The sequence below is a fragment of the Polyangium sorediatum genome (genome assembly GCF_029946465.1).
Taxonomy (GTDB): Bacteria; Myxococcota_A; Polyangia; order Polyangiales; family Polyangiaceae; genus Polyangium; species Polyangium fumosum.
The window spans coordinates 14,097-31,860 of record NZ_JARZHI010000018.1; the positions used below are offsets into that span (position 1 = coordinate 14,097).

Annotated in this window: 8 protein-coding genes; 3 read left to right on the forward strand and 5 right to left on the reverse strand. The window is 69.3% G+C overall.

From position 1 onward, the window contains the following. Positions 1-9 precede the first annotated feature (9 nt). Both QHF89_RS21025 and QHF89_RS21030 read right to left on the reverse strand, forming a co-directional pair. A complete protein-coding gene (locus QHF89_RS21025) occupies positions 10-2,568 on the reverse strand; it encodes an alpha-amylase family glycosyl hydrolase (RefSeq protein ID WP_284720747.1) in 2,559 nt (852 codons plus the stop codon). Between the two features lie 124 nt (positions 2,569-2,692). After that, complete coding sequence (locus QHF89_RS21030; RefSeq protein ID WP_136969951.1) at positions 2,693-4,198, reverse strand: DUF2330 domain-containing protein; 1,506 nt, start codon at positions 4,196-4,198, stop codon at positions 2,693-2,695. 84 nt (positions 4,199-4,282) lie between these two features. Here QHF89_RS21030 and QHF89_RS21035 point away from each other — a divergent pair, with 84 nt between their 5' ends. Further along, a complete protein-coding gene (locus QHF89_RS21035; protein ID WP_136969950.1) occupies positions 4,283-6,517 on the forward strand; it encodes a hypothetical protein in 2,235 nt (744 codons plus the stop codon). A gap of 82 nt (positions 6,518-6,599) precedes the next feature. Here the strand turns inward: QHF89_RS21035 and QHF89_RS21040 are convergent, their stop codons facing one another. Then, entirely contained in the window at positions 6,600-7,889 is a 1,290-nt protein-coding gene (locus QHF89_RS21040) for a bifunctional nucleoside/nucleotide kinase/histidine phosphatase family protein (protein WP_136935719.1), read from the reverse strand. A 46-nt stretch (positions 7,890-7,935) separates the two neighbouring features. Continuing rightward, on the reverse strand, positions 7,936-9,756 hold the full coding sequence (locus tag QHF89_RS21045) for a radical SAM protein (RefSeq protein WP_284720748.1): 1,821 nt from the start codon (positions 9,754-9,756) through the stop codon (positions 7,936-7,938). A gap of 70 nt (positions 9,757-9,826) precedes the next feature. On the opposite strand from QHF89_RS21045, the gene QHF89_RS21050 reads away from it, so the two are divergent. Continuing rightward, complete coding sequence (locus QHF89_RS21050) at positions 9,827-12,835, forward strand: radical SAM protein (protein ID WP_136969948.1); 3,009 nt, start codon at positions 9,827-9,829, stop codon at positions 12,833-12,835. A gap of 45 nt (positions 12,836-12,880) precedes the next feature. Here QHF89_RS21050 and QHF89_RS21055 read toward each other — a convergent pair whose 3' ends face one another. Next, positions 12,881-16,384 carry a calcium-binding EGF-like domain-containing protein gene (locus QHF89_RS21055; protein WP_284720749.1) on the reverse strand — a complete coding sequence of 1,168 codons (3,504 nt, stop codon included), beginning with the start codon at positions 16,382-16,384 and terminating at the stop codon, positions 12,881-12,883. 305 nt (positions 16,385-16,689) lie between these two features. Between QHF89_RS21055 and QHF89_RS21060 the strand changes: the two genes are divergently transcribed. Further along, positions 16,690-17,763, forward strand: coding sequence for an NnrU family protein (locus QHF89_RS21060; RefSeq protein WP_284720750.1), 1,074 nt, complete (start codon positions 16,690-16,692; stop codon positions 17,761-17,763). Position 17,764: the final 1 nt, after the last annotated feature.

Here is a 17,764-nt window from a genome sequence, read left to right on the forward strand (position 1 = left end):
CGTACATTTTTAGTTGTTCTGCACGATGATCGCCCCGTACGCGGGCACATCGAACGACATGCCCGTCATTCCGCTGAGGAGCTCCGTCGCCGCGGCGCCCCAGGGGATCGTCTGCGGCGTCGACGTGCGGTTCAGGACGACCGAGATCGTCTCCGCGCCGCTCTGGAGCTTGTATTCGTAGACGTCGGTCGTGTTCTTCACGAGCGTGATCGTCGCGGCGAGGTCCGTGAACACCGCGTGCGCCTTCCGGATCGCGACGAGCTTCCGGTAGTGATGCAAGAGGCTCGATGCGTCGGTTTCTTGCGCGGCCCACGAGGCCGGCTCCTGCTCCGCCATGAACTTCACGAACGGGTACTCCGGGTTCGGCGCGACCGTGATGCCCACGCCCGCGAAGGGCAGCACGTCCTTGTTCGCCTCGTTCGTGGCCGCCGCGTCGATGTTCCACGCCGCCGTCTTGTCGCCGGTGAACACGTTCGTCTCGAACCAGCTCATCGGCTCGCGGATGAGCTCGTCGCGGTCCCACGCCTCGTTCCCGAGGAACTTGTCGCGCTTGCCCTTCTTGCCGAACTCCTCCCCGTAATAGATGACCGGCATGCCCGGCACGGTGAGCACGATCGTCGCGGCCTGCTTCAGCTTCGCGTCGAGCGCCGCGCCCGCACCTTCGAATTGCGTCGCCGGCCGCTCGAGGTCGTGGTTCGACAGGAACCGCTCGAGGTAATGGTGCGGGCTGCCGCCATTGCCTCCGGCCGCGAGGTCGGCCTGGACCTTGTTCACGTACCCCACGAAATCGATCGCCTCGCCCGCCTGCCCGTTCACGAAATTGCCGACGATGCTGCGGAACGGGAAGTCGAACTGCGAGTCCATGTCGCCCCCGTACGGCATCATCTCGCCGTACTGGGCCGGATCGTCCCAGCGATTCTCGCCCGTCAGGAGCACCGCGGCCGAGCCCGCGGGCCGCACGACCTCTTTCTTGACGAAATGGTTGAACTCCTTCCACCACACGTGCGTGCCGTGCTTGTCGAGCGAGATCTTCGCGTTGTCGTCGAATTGATCGATGTGCTTCGACGCGTCGAGGCGGTACCCGTCCGCCCCGAGATCGATCCAGTGCTGCGAGATCTTCTTCATCTCGGCGCGCACCGCGGGGTTCCTGTAGTTGAGCTCCGGCATCGGGCCGCCGAAGATCTGGTGGTAGCACTGGTAGTTCTTGCACGCCCACATCACGGCCGAGCCGTCCCACGGGTGCCCGTCCGCCAGCATGTTCGAGTATTGATCGGACCAGACGAACCAGTCGTGGTACTTGTCGTAATCGGCGTGCTTCGGATCCGCGCCCGCGACGAACCAGGGGTTCACGTCGGCCACGTGGTTCTGCACGAGATCGAGGATGATCTTGATCCCCGCGGCGTGCGCCGCCGCCGTCAGATCGGTGAAATCCTTCATCGTGCCGACCGACGGATCGATGTCGTAGAAATCCGTCGTGTCGTAGCCGTGGTAGCTCTTCGCCTTGAAGACCGGCGTCATCCAGATGGCGTCGGCGCCGAGCTCCTTCAGGTACGGCAGTGCCTTCCGCAGGCCGACGAGATCACCCACGCCGTCCATCTTCGTCGTATCGATGCCGCTCTCGGCCTTGGAATCGCCGACCGCCTTCGTCGCGCCGCCGTCCGCGAACGTGCGCACGATGAGCTGGTACATGATCCCCTTGCTGCCCCACGACGCCCAGTCGGCCGCGTCCGTGATCGGCGTATACGAGATCGGCTTCAGATCAAGCACGTCCGACGTGTCTTCGAGCGTCTGCCCATCGACGTCGAGCTTCGTCGAGATCCGGTAATACATGGCCTCCCCGGGCGTCAGACCCGTGATCACGAGGCCATTCTTGTTGATGTCGTCCGCGGATGTCCACGTCGCCTTCTTGTCGAGCGTGCCCGCAGCCGCGCCGTACTCGACCGTGCCCGTCGAGCCCTTCGCCACCCGGAACATCATCCGCACGCTGCCATTGCCGAGGTCGATGAAATCCTTCGGCCGCGAGATCTCGTACGCCGGCCCCGCCGCCGCCGGCGGCGTCGTCGAGACGGCCTGGCCCTGCGTGATCCAGCACTCGGCGACGTTCGCATCCTGGGCGTTTTTCGTGAGATCGACGAAACGAACCCCCGTCTCGACGTCCTTCTTGCAATCGCCGTTCGAGCATTGCACCGGGATGAGCCCGAGCCACGCGTCATCCGCGTCGCCGGTCACGGTCACCCGCACGTCGGTGTACACGCCGAACTCGTCCGTCCCGTCGAACACCTGCGGCGTTCCCCACGCCGGCGACGTCGAGCCCGCGCCCCAGAAATGCACGCCCCACGACTTCGGATCGCCGCCGTCCTGCAGCCGATAATGGATCCGGATGAAGCTCTCCTGCACGATCCCGCCCGCGCCGCCCGTCCCGGCGCCCGCGCCGGCGCTGCCCGTATTCGTGGTGAGCCCCGATCCGCCCGCGCCGCCCGTGTTGAGATCCTCGCCTTCGCACCCCGCGTTCAGCGCGAGGAGGCAAGCGAGCGAACCGAGAATCGAATAACCAAGATATCGTCGCATCGTGAATCTCCCGTTCTGTCGAAGCCGTCCCGGACCCGCGAATACACCTTCGCGCCGCATTCACGGAGGATCGCTCATGATGCGACCCGCGAAGGGGATGTCAAGCGAGGATCGAGCGCTCGTGTTATGGCGAATTCCTGCGCGAACCGCGTTTTCTTCCGGTCACCGCCAATACCACGCCGATCGTGCCGCAGAGCCCCGCGCCCGCGCCGAGGCCGAAGCCGAGCAAGAATCGCCTTCCCGCCGAGGCCCCGTCCGGACGAAGCTTCGATTCGATCCCGGCAGCGGGCACGGAATCGCGCACCATCGCTGAAAGATAGACCTTTCCCCGCGCCACCTCGGACGACGGCGCGGCGGGCCGCACGCTCGTGAGGTCCGCGCGCGGCGGCCCGCCCCAGATGTCGAAATCGGGGTTCGGGCACGTCACCGGGCCCTGCCAGCGGTTGCGAAGAACGTAACGCCCCTGAAACGTGCTCACCTCCGCGGGCACCGCCGCCTGCCCGTCGCCGCCGCGCCCGCCCTGGACCGGCGGCGCGACCCGCAACACGGGGTCCTCCCCGAGCGCCTCTTTGCGATAACGCGCGTGAAGCCGCGTATGCACGACCATCCCCGACGGCGCGCCCAGCAATCGCATCGCCTCAGGCGAAAGCAAGGGCCCAGGGCACGGGTCACACGACTCCGTGTCCCACGCGTATTCGGTCACGAACGCGCCTTGATTCTTGTCGAGCGTCGCGTCGAAGAGCGACGCGTAGAGCTCACCGAAGTGCGCGCGGGCCGCCACGTCGACCTCCACGTTCGTGGGAATCGTGAGGTTCGGGAAATTCGCGGCCTCGTACCTGTCCTCCGCGAACACGTGCACCACGAGGTCGTGCGTGCCCGCCGCGCTCGAGAGCCCGAGGCGCAAAGGCAGCCGGACCGCCTCTGCGTCGTATTCGAATCGAAGGGGCGGGGGCACGACGCGGCCGTTCCGCATCTCGTCCTTCGAGAAGCGGAGATCCGACACGAGGAATTTCCACCCGGCCTCCTTGTACGAGCGCAGCACGGTCGCAACGTTCTCCGGGATGCGACGGGGACGCCTAAATCCGTCGATCCAACGCTCCAGGTCGGATGCTTCGAGGATCGTGACATAGGCCCCGAATGGCGTGTCGATCTGGACGCGGGACGTTTCCGGGGCGCGGGCACGTAGAGCGCCCTCGTCCGGCAGCGCGCTCGGGCCGCCCTCCTTGTCGCGGGCCGCGATCGAGGCGATATCCGCGTAGGTGCAGGGATCCTGCTGCCAGGATTCGACGAGCCGCGGCGCGCTGATCACTTCGAGCCGCTCGAAGATGTCGCTCGGGAGCCTCCGCACCGCGTCGTGGTCGAGCGTGGCCGGCACGGGCACGATCATCTCGACCTCGAAGGTCCTGGGCGCGAACTCGTCGTCGACAGCGGAGGGCTCGGCCAAGTCGATGTAGTCCATTTGGATCTGCATCGAGACGACGGTGCGCGTCCCGCGCCGCGCGATCACCACGGTCGTCGCGCTGCTCGTGATCTTCGACTCCCTCTTGCCCAGCAAGTAGGCCGGGAATGCTTCGGCCGACGCGGCCGCAGCCGTCAAGAGGGCCCACGCGAAGACGCCCGCGGCGCGCATGCCGTGCAGGGTATCGACGGCCGCGACGCGTTGCCACGGTTTTTCCCTCGCGGCGCGGGGCGCGGTCCGGATACGCTGCGCGGCGTGGCTGACAAGGACGCCTCGGGCAAGCCCGAAGAGCGAGCCCGCCGCGCGTCCCGACGCACGCGGCAAAACCTCGCTGTCGCGACGATCACGCTCCTCGTGCCGATCGCCGTCGCGCTCGTCCTGCTCGCCGAAGCCGAAGCGGGGCTCGTGCGCGTCGCCTTCTTCAGCCTGCACCTCGCCGAGCCACGCGGCGCGCTCGCCGTGGGCTTCGCGCTCGGATTCGCGCTCGCCGCGACCGTCGCGCTCGCTCGCTTCGTCGCGGAGCGACGCGCCTCGGCGTCCCTCGTCTGCCTCCCGCCCGCCTTCCTCGCGGCCATCACGCTCGCGGCCTCGATCGCATGGATGCCCGATCCGCTCGCGAGCGCGCCCGATCTCTCCCTCGGCGACCGCGCCCGCGCCGCCGCCTTCGCGCTGACGACCCGCGCCTCCCTCGAAGGCGCAGGCCTGCTCGTCGCGTCGATCTCGCTCGGCATCGCCGCGCTCTCGCTCCGGCCGGGACGCGTGACGGCGTCGATCAACAAGGACAACCGCCCCCTCGCCGCGCTCATCGTCGCCACGCTCTCCCTCCCGGCGGCGGCGCTCGTCGCGCGCCTCCTCGGCAAGGACGACCTCGGCCGCGATGCGGTCGGGAGCTGGATCGCGGCGCTGCCCGCGGGCATGGGCCTCGTCGCCGTGGTGCTCGGCGCGTCGCGGACGAACCGCGGCGACGGGTATGCCGCCACGCGCCTGCTCGCCGCCGCGTGCGCCGGCATCGGCGGCGTCCTCCTCGCGTCGCTCGCGCCTGCGATGGGCGAGGTCATCGTCCTCTCGACGCCGGGCGCCCCCCTCCCCGCGCTCGGGCGCGCCGCGCGCGACCTCCGCCGCACGACGGTCGAGCTCGCTGCCACTGGCGCGCTCTTCGCCCTCCCGATCGTCCTCACGACGCTCGTCGCGATGCCGCCGCGTGGCCTCACGGGCGCCCTCTCCCGCGCGCGCCCCACCTTGCTCGTGACATTCCTCCTCGCGCTCGCGCCGGCCCTCTTCGTGCTCCCCACGAACGCCGCGCTCCGCCACATCGAATCCCTCGTCGCCGACCAGACCCGCCTCACCACGAACCCCGGCGTCTCCCTCGCGGACCCGTCCTTGCCTCCGGGCACGCTCGTCGTGGATCTCGCGAGCCCTTTCCCGACCGAGCTCCCGCCCACGACCCCCGCGCAGATCGTGCTCGGCTTTCAGTTCTCCCCGGCGCGCTGGGAGCACGGCGTGCCCGTGCGCTTCGACGGCCTCGACGACAGCTCGTACGACCTTCTCCTCAAAGGCCGCTACTTCAGCACCCCCCTCCGCATCACGCTGCCCGATCCGCGGTTCGGCACCCGTATCGCCGTGCCTGCCATTCCGCTCGCGCCGCCGCTCCTCGGGCCTGCCGAGCCCATCGAGACCCACGCGCCCCACGCGCCTCCGCCTGGCTTCCTCGACATCGACGCCTCGCTCGACGAGTTCGTCTTGAAGTGGCGCATCCGCGACATCGTCACCACGCTGCGCCGCGCGCCCCGCGAAGCTGCGGCGGGAAACGTGCGTCACCCGGTGCTGGCCGCGGTGGTGGCGGACCTCTGGAAGGACCACGGCGCGCACCACGACCCGCAGGATCGAACGCGTGACCGCGCGATGATCCGTTTGTCGCCAGACACGCGGCTCGAAGAGGCCCGCGGCGTCATCGCATCCATCCTCTCGGTCGAGCGAACGATGCAGACGCGAAACGGCGAGACGCGGTCGGTCCCCGTGTTCGACGTGACGGTCGCCGAGCCTCTGAAGCCACGCGCGCGCGCGACGTTATCGCCGCCCGACGCGCAAGCGTCGGACACCGTGACGCTGGAGGAAGCCGAAGAAGCCCGGGTCTCGGGCAACCTCACACGCGAAGACGTCGACGTCGGCCTCGCGGTCCTCCACGCTGAGATCCGGGACTGCTACCGCATCGAGTTCGACAAGCGCCCGGGCGAGCCGATCGACCTCAACCTCCAGTTCCGCGTGGGCGCGGACGGCTTCGTCGGCGACGTGAAGCTCATCTCGCCGCCGGGCGAAACCTCGTTCGGCGCCTGCGTGAAGGACTCCGTGTGGCGTCTCCCCTTCCCGGAGCGCGAGACCGGGATCTCCTCGATTCGCCAGCACCTCCGCCTGACCCCCAAACCGCCGGCCGAGGACACAGAGGCTCCCGAACGCTCACCCGAGTCCGTGTATTACGGTTACGAGCCCTGAGGGCCAAGCCAGGCCGCGCGCCGCTCCAAACGACCTCACGGCGTGGCAAACGATGCCGGGGGAATGGTTTCCCTGGTAAAACCTATCCCCCCGCCCCCTGATCCTCCACGTTCGGCGGCAGCGCGAATCGTTTCTCTTCGCAGCCGTACGCCGTCGGCGTCAACTGAATCACCGTGTGCAATGGCACGCTGATCGACGGGCACTCACCCGGCGGCCGGTCCATCAGGTACGCGTAAATCGCCCGAAGCACCGCCTGGTGCGCGATCACCAAGGTCGGCGAGCGCTGGCGTTCGAGCTGGATGATCACCGGGTCGAGCCGCTGGATCACGTCCTCGTACGACTCGCCCCGCGGATATCGATACCGGAATTTGTCCGCGCTCCGCGCAGCCCACACGTCCGGCATCTCGATCCGCACCTGGTCGTACGTCATCCCGTCGCAAACGCCCGCGTCGATCTCGTCGAGCGCCCGCCAGGTCCGCGGTGACCGCGTGATCTTCGTCGCCGTCTGGATCGTCCGCCGCAGCGTGCTCGTCCAGACCGACACCTCTTGATCCCGCGGCGCGTTCTTCCGAACGAACTCCGCCAGGTGCTTCGCGTACTCCTCACCCGCCGGGGAGAGTTCGGGATCACCGCCGATGCGGCCGTGCCGGTTGTAGTCGCTTTGCCCGTGCCGCGTCAGCCAGATCGGGCGCGGCGAGACGTGCAGGTCGATGAGCAACGGCGCGAGGCGCGCGGGCAGGTAGCCGTGGATCCGGTTCAGGATCACCTGACGGCCGACGTCGATGATCTTGATGTAGCTCTGGTTCGGATCCTCGAGCGTCTCGTACATGCTCTCGTAGTGGGCGATGCGCCGCAGGAAGTCCTGCGCCGCCGCGTCCGGATCCATGTCGACGTAGTCCGGCGACTTGAGCTTCGTATCGCGGACGTTCGCCTCGATCACCCCCGGGTCGTTGCAGAACGACTCGATGAAAACGACCGGCAGCCCCTCCTTGCGGCACCGCTCCTCGACGAGGCGCCTGCGCTCCTTCGTGCTGTTCGTCGCGTCGAAGATGCCGACCTCGCCGCCCTCGCGCAGCCAGACGAGCATGTCGTCGAGCGCCGTCATGGCGAGGTCGTGCAGGACCTGCCGGCCTTCCTTGTTCGACGGCGCGAAGAAGTCGGCAGGCTGGCTCGCGCCGATCTGCCGGCGACGGTAACTCCCCACGTTGAACACGCGGGTCGGATGACCGAGCCAGCTCAGGTAACGCGCCACGCGGCGCCCGATGTACGTCTTTCCCCGCGCAGGGAGGCCGACCATGGACAGAACGGTCGTGGCCTTGTCTCGCTCGCCCGGCACCCTTTTGCTCCGTACCCCCGACACGGCACGCTCCATACCGCCCTACGAGGGAAGGGGGAAGCACGAACCGCGGACGGAGGCGTCAGCCGATTTCGGCCCCCCGCACGATCGCCCGCGCCTCGCTGGTTCCATGAAGCTCGGCGTAGCTGCGCCGCAGGCCGAAGCAACGCGCCGAAAGTTCACACCGCCCGCACGCTTCTGCGCGGACAAACTCGCCGCCGTCGTGCCCACTCGGGATCTCGGCGAGGTCGAAGAACCCGCGTGGATCGACGGGCGCGAGGCAGAGCGGGATCCCGCACATCGACTCGAAGCCGAGCACCGGGATCCCGGCCGCGCGCGCGATCCCGAGGCCCTCGCGCATCGCAGGCAGCAGATCCGTGTACCGCGGGATCAAGCTCTCCGTGCGGGGCACGAGGTCCGTGAACGCTCCGACGACGGAGACGCAGATCTCCGCCGCCGGCCAGCGCGCCGCGACGAGCCGCACGAAGTCCGGGAAATCCGCCTGGTTCGGCGCGCAAAAGACGAAGTTCAGCCGCACGCGGATCTTCGTCTGCGCGAGCGCGTCGAGCCCCCGCGCCGTCTTCTCGAACGTGCCCGGCGCCCGCGTGATCATGTCCGAAATCTCCGCGCGCGACCCGTGCAGCGATACGAACGCCACGTCGAGCCCAGCCTCTTCGAGCTCGCGCGCGCGGCCCGGCTCCCCGAGGCGCACCGCGTTCGTCTGCAGCTCCACCGCCATCGCCCCTTCCCGTTTCGCGAGCGCGACGTACTCGCGGAGACGGCCGTTCAAGGTCGGCTCGCCGCCCGAGACTTGCAGCACACCACCGGCGTGCGCGATCTCGAGGATCGCGCGGCGCACCGCCTCGTCCTCGGGCGCCGGCAGGTGCGTGGAGACGAAGCAAAAATCGCAGGCCTGGTTGCACTGAAACTGGATGCGCACGATGTGCGAAGGCACGAGCCGGCCGTCGGGCGCGCGGTGGACGTCGCGGGTCACGAGCTCACGATCGATCTGCTCGCGCACCGACGAGATCACCGTGAGCTTGCGGCGAACCCGGTCCTCCGTGAGGGGCCGGAAGGCGGACGTAGGCTCTCGCGCGAGGAGCGCGCGCGGCACGCCGGGACAACGATCCGAAACGACACACGCGCCGCACGCGGGCACGCGCTCGTGGCCCGGGCGATTCGCGCCGCCGGGGTTTAGCGCGTAGAGATGCGCGAGACGCGCGGGCCGCTCGAACGAGCACGGAGGGATGGCCGCGCCGGGGTCGAGCGAGAGCGGGATGCCGGCCTCCCGCGCGGCCTGATCGAGCCGTTCGAGCGCACGCGCGGCGCCTTCGAGAGGCGCGAGCGTCGCAGGATCCGGCGCCTCCACGGGGATGGACGCGAGGAGGCGCAAGGCCGGGAGGTTCGCCGCGCGCACGCCGCCCGGGATCCCCGCCACGAGATCGAGGTTGTTCCGAACGATCGGCGTCGTGATCTCCAGCGGGATCCCCGCGGCAGCGAGGGCACGCGCGCCCGTGAGCGCAGCGGAGAACCCGCCCTCGTCGCGCGTGATCCCGTCCGCCTCGGGGCCAAACGCCGGCACGTGCACGCGCGCGACCGAGAGGCCCGCGTCGGCGAGCGCGCGCGCGAGGCTCTCCGTGACGAGCGACGCGTTCGTCTCCAGCACGACACGCTCGGCGCCGCGCGCGCGGGCGTGGCGGACGAGCGCCGCGAGATCCCGGCGCATCGTGGGCTCGCCGCCCGTCAGCACGACCTCGCGCGTGCCCTTGGCGAGCGCCTCGTCGATGCGAGCGAGCACGGCCGCGGGGCGGACGAAATCGGGCCGTTCGACCGGCCTTCGCGCCGAGCAGAAGCCGCAACCCTGGTTGCAGGTCTCGTTCGTGAGCACCCGCGCGACGCGCATCACGGGCATCGTACCCTAGTCCCATGCCTCTTGCGCGCGGCGTCTCCCACGGCGAACAATGCGCTCTCCCATGAGCCCCCGCGCCGGCACGACCGACACGAGCCTCCTGCTCGCCGAGGGCTGCAACCTCGCCTGCCCCGTCTGTGATTGCCGAGGCAAGCCGCCGGACGAAGGAACGCAGCAGCGCGAGCTCCGTCGTGGCGGCGGCGTGCTCGAGCTGCGCGGAGAAGCTTCACGTCTGAAGGATCTGCGCGCGATCGTGCAGAACGCGCGCGACGCGGGCTGGGGCGCGGTGTACGCGCGGACGAACGGCGTGGCCTACGCCGCCGAGGGGCGCGCCGACGAGCTCCGCGCGGCGGGCCTCTCGGGCATCGTGTTTTTCCTCGCGAGCGACCGAGCGGCCGTGCACGACGCGATCGCCCGCGTGCGAGGCGCGTTCTCCGCGGGCCTCGCGGGCCTCGGCGCCATCGCGGCGACGGGGCTCGACCTCGTCTTCGAGATCCCGGTGCTCGATCCCTCGATCCAGGACCTCCGCGGGCTGATCGCGCTCCTCGCGGGTGTCGCGCCGAGCGCGCGTCGTGTCCGCCTCTACGCGCCGTCCGCGCTCCGGCCGGTGGATGGACGCGCGCCGCGCGAGCTCGCGCCGCCGCGCTGGGATCGGACGCGGGACAGGCTCCTCGCGGCGATCGGGTTTGCCCGAGAAAAAGGGCTCGAAATCACGTTGACCGAGCGCGACGGGATCCCGCTCTGCGCCGTCGCCGCCAAGACCCCGGACGGCGGCATCGACGTCCCCGAGCGTTTGCTCGCCGATCGCGGCGGCCGTCCCATGCCACGCCACGCCACCTCCTCGCTCGCGCCGGCCTGCGACGCCTGCGGCGCCTCGCGCGCTTGCCCGGGCACGACCACGCTCTACCTCTCCACGCACGGCGCCGCGGGCTTGTCCCCCTTGCCGCGCGCCCCGCAGCAGCGCCCGCGCGAGCGCTGGGACGAGACCCGCAAGAGCGCGGCGCGCGCGGCGTTTTTTACCGTCCTCCGCCCGACGGTCCATTGCAACCAGGATTGCTGGTTCTGCAGCGCAAACGAGACCTCCCACAACGTGGAGGAGGATCCGGGCCGGATGATGCGGCGGATCGCGCGCCTCGGCCGGACGGGGGTCGAGCAAATCTCGTTCAGCGGCGGCGAACCCACGCTCTCGCGCCACCTCGTCGATTACGTGTCCGTGGCCAAGCGGACCGGCGTCCGCAGCGTCGAGCTCGTCACGAATGCGGTGCTCCTCGACAAACCGGAGAAGGTCGACGCTCTCGTCGCGGCCGGCCTCACGAACGTCTTCGTCTCGCTGCACGCGCACGACGAGGCGCTCGCGCGGCTGCAAACCCGAAAGATGGGTGACCACGCCCGGACGGTGCGGGCGCTCCACCTCTTCGCGCGCCACGAGGCGCTCCGGCTCGACGTGAACCACGTCGTCTCCGCGCAGAACTATCGGCACCTCGTGCGGTTCGTCGAGTGGATGCACGCCGAGTTCGGCGCGCGGATCGGCATCTCGTTCGCGTACGTCACGCCGCAATACAAGGCCCTCGAGCGCCTCGCCGACCACGTGCCCCGCTTCTCGGACGTCATGCCCTACCTGAAGCGCGCGATCGCGCTGGCAAACGAGCTCGGCGTCGAGGTCGTGGTGGGCTCGCGCCAAGGCGTGCCGCCATGCCAGCTCGAAGAGATGATGCCGTGGAGCGACGTGCTCGTCTCGCTCAGCGGCGCGCTGACGGAGGACCTCCCGCAAAAGCAGAAAGGCCCGGCCTGCGCCGATTGCCGCTTCGACCTCGTCTGCACGGGCGTATGGAAGCCTTATGCGGCGGTCTTCGGCACGGGCGAGCTCCGGGCCATCCCGGGCGAGAAAATCACGCCCGAGCGTTGCCTCACCGAGCCCCGCATCGCGCGGTTTCGGCCGGGGATCGACCGCCTCGACGAGCTCCGCTTCGGCGACGGCCGCATCCCGCGGAGCGACGACATCCCGCTCCCGGAAGCGCCGCGCGAGCGTATCCACCTGCCCGTGGCCCAACCCTCCCCCGCGCCGCGTGCCGTCCGTGTCGCGATCGTCGGCACGGGCCGGCGGGGCCTCGCCTTCGCGGCGGCGCTGGAACAAGCGGGCGGGTTCGTCCTCTCCGGCATCGCCTCCCCGCACGCGCCGGACAAGGATCTGCCGGAGATCGCGGCCGACGTGCCCCGCGCGCGCACGCTCGCCGAGCTCTGCGAGCGGACCCCGATCGACGCGGTGATCGTCGCCACGAGCACGCGGCAGCACGCGGAAATCACGCGCGACGCGCTTACGCGCGGGCTCCCGTGCCTCGTGGAAAAACCGCTCGGCGCGAACCTCGCCGAGGCCGAAGCGCTCGCCGCCGAGGCAAACGAGCGCATCACGGTGGCGCAGCAGCTCCGCACGGCGGGCGGGCTCGAAGAAATTCTCACGGTGCTCGCGGATCGAAAAGGGCCCGATCGTCCTCTCGAAATCGAGGTCGTTCACCGGGCCACGGCCACCTCGCCCGCGAGCTTGCACGCGTGGTCGCGCACGGCGCTCTACGAGCTCTTGATCCACCTCGGCGACGTGGCGCACGCCGTGACAGGCGAGGAGCTCCGCATTCGAAAGGCCACGGCCAAGGGCGGCGGTCGGCCCGAACGCGTGACCTTGCGCGCGCGCGGCGCTGGTCCCTCGCAGCCGGACGTGACGATCGAGCTCTTGCTCGCCGAGGCCGCGGACGCCCTCGAAGTGCGCGCGCGCCTCGCCGATGGAAGGCGTTTGTCCTGGATACGCTCGGAAGGACGTGACCTCGTGGAAGTGAGCGACGCCGGGGGCAAACGGACGCGCACGCCGCCGCGTGGAGGCGACCTCGCGCGCCTGCTCGTCGCGTTCCGGGAGAGCGTCGTCCGGGGCGATCGGCCGAAGGTATCGGCGGAGGATGGCGTTCGTGCGATGCGGCTCGCGGCGGAGGCGATCACGGCGCTGGAGGCCGCGGGCGCGCCCTTCGATCGGGCCGCCGAGCCGAAGCGGGTGGCTTCGGTGCCGCTCCGGGATCGGGTGGGGTGACACTCGACCCCGGGGGCTTCTACGCCCCCGGGGTTCGTTGCTCCTTCAAGGCGTCGTCATGCATCGATCCAGAAGCCGGTACCCATTGACGTGCGTGGCCGTCACGAGCGTGCGCGACACCGTATTCCCGCTCGACCCCCAGCCTCGCCGATAGAGCACGTCGTACGTCCCCGAAGGCACCTTGCCGCCGTAGGTGTTTGGGATCAGCGAATACACGCCCACCGACTGGTACTGGTAGCTGTAGCCGCCGATGTAATGCGCGGCCGCCGTGTCCTTCGCCACGAGGTAGATGTCCGCGCCGTCGTAGTCGTTGTTCGTCGCCGGCAGCGCCGCGCCTGCGAGCGTGATCGTCCCGCCGACGAGCGACACCGGGATGTTCACGTCCAGCGCATTCGCCCCTGCCGACAGCGTCACGTCCGTCGCCAGGATCCGATACCCATTCACGTGCGTGGCCGCCGGAAGCGTACGCGACACCGTATTCCCGCTCGACCCCCACCCCCGCCGGTACAGGACGTCATACGTCCCCGCAGGCACCTTGCCGCCATACGTGTTCGGGATCAGCGAATACACGCCCACCGACTGGTACTGGTAGCTATAGCCGCCGAGGTAATGTGCTGCCTTCGTGTCTTTCGCCACGAGGTAGATATCCGCGCCGTCGTAGTCGTTGTTCGTCGCTGGCAGCGCTGCGCCCCCGAGCGTGATCGTCCCGCTCACGCTCGCCACCGGGATGTTCACGTCCAGCGTATTCGCCCCTGCCGACAGCGTCACGTCCGTCGCCAGGATCCGATACCCATTCACGTGCGTGGCCGCCGGAAGCGTACGCGACACCGTATTCCCGCTCGACCCCCACCCCCGCCGGTACAGGACGTCATACGTCCCCGCAGGCACCTTGCCGCCATACGTGTTCGGGATCAGCGAATACACGCCCACCGACTGGTACTGGTAGCTGTAGCCGCCGAGGTAATGCGCTGCCTTCGTGTCCTTCGCCACGAGGTAGATATCCGCGCCGTCGTAGTCGTTGTTCGTCGCTGGCAGCGCTGCGCCCCCGAGCGTGATCGTCCCGCTCACGCTCGCCACCGGGATGTTCACGTCGAGCGTGTTCGCGCCCGCCGAGAGCGTGACGTTCGTCGCCAGAATGCGGTACCCATTCACATGCGTGGCCGCCGGAAGCGTACGTGACACCGTATTCCCGCTCGACCCCCAACCCCGCCGGTACAGCACGTCGTACACGCCCGCGACCACCTTGCCGCCATAGGTGTTCGGGATCAGCGAATACACGCCCACCGACTGGTACTGGTAGCTGTAGCCGCCGAGGTAATGCGCGGCTCCCGTGTCCTTCGCCACGAGATAGATGTCCGCGCCGTCGTAGTCGTTGTTCGTCGCCGGCAGCGCTGCGCCCCCGAGCGTGATCGTCCCGCTCACGCTCGCCACCGGAATGTTCACGTCGAGCTTGCTTTCCCCCGCGCCGATGACGACGTCCTTCGCCAGGATCCGGTAGCCATTCACGTGCGTGGCCGCCGGAAGCGTACGCGACACCGTATTCCCGCTCGACCCCCAGCCCCGCCGGTAGAGCACGTCGTACACGCCTGCGACCACCTTGCCGCCGTACGTGTTCGGGATCAGCGAATACACGCCCACCGACTGGTACTGGTAGCTGTAGCCGCCGAGGTAATGCGCAGCCTTCGTGTCCTTCGCCACGAGATAGATGTCCGCGCCGTCGTAGTCGTTGTTCGTCGCCGGCAGCGGCGCGCCTCCGAGCGTGATCGTCCCGCTCACCACGCCGACCGGGATGTTCACGTCCCCCGTGCTGGGGTGCGTGGTCGCGCAAACCCCGCCGTCGCACCCGATCGAGGCCGTCCCCTTGCAAGCGCCCTGCGCGTCGCAGACGTCCCCGCTCGTGCACGGGATGCCGTCGTTGCAGGTGCTCCCCGGCGACGCGAACACCGGCGGGAACGACTTCGTCGCCTCGTCACACGCGCCATAACTCACGCACGGGCTGATGCTCACGGGCTTTTGCGGCACGTTCACGTGCACGCATCCCTCCGCGTCCGCGCCCGCCTGGAGCGGTGCGCAGACCTCCGCGCCCGTGCACCACGACCCGTCGTCGCAAGCCGCGTTGCTCGTCGTGTGCGACGCGAGGCCGCCCGTGCACTTGTCGATCGTGCACGCGATCCCGTCGTCCGGCACGTTCGTGTTGTCGTTCGTCGCGACGCACCCCACCGCGAGATCACACGAGTCGTCCGTGCACGCATTGCCGTCATCACACACCCGCGGGCTGCCGCCCGCGCAGACGCCCGCCTGGCACGCCTCTCCCACGATGCAGAGCGACGTCTGGCACGTCGTCCCGTCCGGGCGTGGCGTGTGCGCGCAGTTCCCGCCGACGACCGTGTCGACCGTGCACGGATTCTGATCGTCGCAATCGGGCGTGTAGCACTGCGGCATCCCGCCCACGACCTGGCAGGCCTGGTTCATCACGAGGCAGACGTTCGGCGTGCAGGGATCGTCGGTGCAGCCGCCGCTCCCGTCGTCGTGATACCCCGCATCACACGAACACACGTACGAAGCGCCTTGCCCCGCGCACACCGTCTTGTTCGGCATGTCGCACGGGTTCGGCAGGCACGGGTCCGTCGTACAACCCCCGCTCCCGTCGGCGTGATACCCGCCCGCCACATCACACGTATCACACGAATCCCCGGCGAAGCCGGCGTCGCACGTGCAGACCACGTGGCCACCTTCGACCACGCACGAGCCATGGCCCGAGCACGTCGACGGCGTGCAAACCTCGTCGATCACGCAAGCGCCGTTCTGGTCGTGATACCCGGGATCGCAGCCGCAGACCGGCGATCCTCCTTCGACCGTGCACACGCTCGCGTGCGGGGCCACGCAGGGATTCGGCAGACACGGATCCGTCGTGCAGCCGCCGTTTCCATCGCTGTGATAGCCCCCTGCGTCGTCACACGCGTCGCATGCGCTCCCGCTCCATCCGACGTCGCACATGCACACGGCCTTGCCGCCCCTGTCGTCGCAGCTCCCGTGGCCGCTGCACGTCGTCGGCAGGCACGTCTTGTCCTCGACGCACACGCCGCTCTCGTCGTGCGTGCCGGGCTTGCACACACACTGCGCGCTGCCCGAGCTTCCATCACAGATGCGATCGGCCGACATGCACGGATCCGGCACGCACGGGTCCGTCGTGCAGCCGCCGCTGCCGTCGTCGTGGTAGCCGCCCGCGGCACCACACGACGTGCACGTCGCGCCGGCCCAGCCCTTCTCGCACGTGCAGACGGCCGATCCACTTGAATCGTCGCACGTCCCGTGTTCGCCGCAGGGGTTGTCCTTGCAGCTCGCGTCGATCACGCACGCGCCGCCGTCGGGGTACGATCCTGGCGGACACCCCGCGTCGATCTCGGAGGCATCGGTCTCGGTAGCGTCGATCCCGGCATCGGTCGGGCGCGGCGGAATGCCCTCGCCTCCGTCGCCGCAGCCGAGGGCCACGAGCGCGAGGAGCACGAAGAGCGTGGGGGACAAACCCATCGGGGGGCGCTTTCGCATGGCGCGCATCCTATCGACGTTCGTTCGGTCTCGGAAGGGCGAGCGGGCGTCCTCGGCGAGATGGAGCGCACGGCAAGCAGAACGGCGTCAGGGACCGAGCTGCGCGTTGAAGCAGGGCGTTCCGGATTGGCGTGAGGTCTCGATTGGGGATGTCGGTGGGGAGCGCCTGCCCTTCTCGATCCGATATTCGACGGCAACGGTCTTTCCACCATGACCGAGGCACTCAAAGCTACCATTCGGATCCCCGGACGCACCCCCCGAAGGGCCTTGGCACATCGCCGCGGGCCGTCGTACCCTCCGGCGCCATGCGTACCCTCCCGGCTCTCGCCCTCGCGGGCCTCTGCTTGCTCCTCGCCCCCCGCGCGCTCGCGGACGGCGATCCCGCGCGCGGCAAGCAGCTCCTCTTCGAGCGCGGATGCGCAGCCTGCCATTCCTTCGACGGCTCCGCGCGCCCCGGGCCGACCTATCACAGCCTCGTCGGCAAGACACGCAAGGTCGTGACGCAGGAAAAACCCCGCGAGATCGTCGCCGATGAGGCCTACATCCGCCGCAGCATCGTCGAGCCGAACCACGACGTCGTCGAGGGATACATGCCCGGCGCCATGCCGGGACTCGCGATGCGCGAGGGCGACGTCGATCACCTCGTCGCTGCGATCCTCGAGATCGGCGGCGCCCCGAAGCCCGAGCCCGCGAAAAGCGGAAAGGACGGGAGCCTCCGCGCGATCGCGTCCGCGACGCTGGTCTTCGTCCTCGGCCACATCGGCCTGTCGAGCGTCACCCTCCGGCGCCCCCTCATCCAGAGGCTCAGCGAGAAGGGGTTTCAGGGGATCTATTCGCTCCTCGTCCTCGCGGCGTTCGTCTGGATGATCTTCGCCTATCGCGCGGCGCCCTACGTCGAGCTCTGGCGCGCCCCGCCGTGGACGCGCTGGATCCCGCTCGTCGTCATGCCGATCGCGTTTTTCTTCCTGGTCTGCGGGTATTCCACGCAAAACCCGACGCAAATGATGCAGGAGAAGGCGGTGAGCGCGGAGCCACGGGGGATCGTGCGGATCACGCGCCACCCGGCATTGTGGTCGTTCGCGCTCTGGGGGATGGCCCATCTCCCGCCGAACGGGGACGTGGCGTCGCTCTGCCTCTTCGGCGGGATCACCTTCCTGGCCATCGCGGGGATGCTGCACATCGACAGCCGGCGCAAGATCGCGCTCGGCGAGGCGTGGGAGCCGTTCGCCGCGAAGACCTCGCTCGTGCCGTTCGCCCGCGGCGGCGTGGGCGAGGCAATCGCCGAGATCGGCGTCGTGCGGTTCGTCGTGGCGATTCTGCTCTACGTGGGCATGCTGCACGGACACAGGCTCGTGATCGGCGTCTCGGCGATGCCGTAAT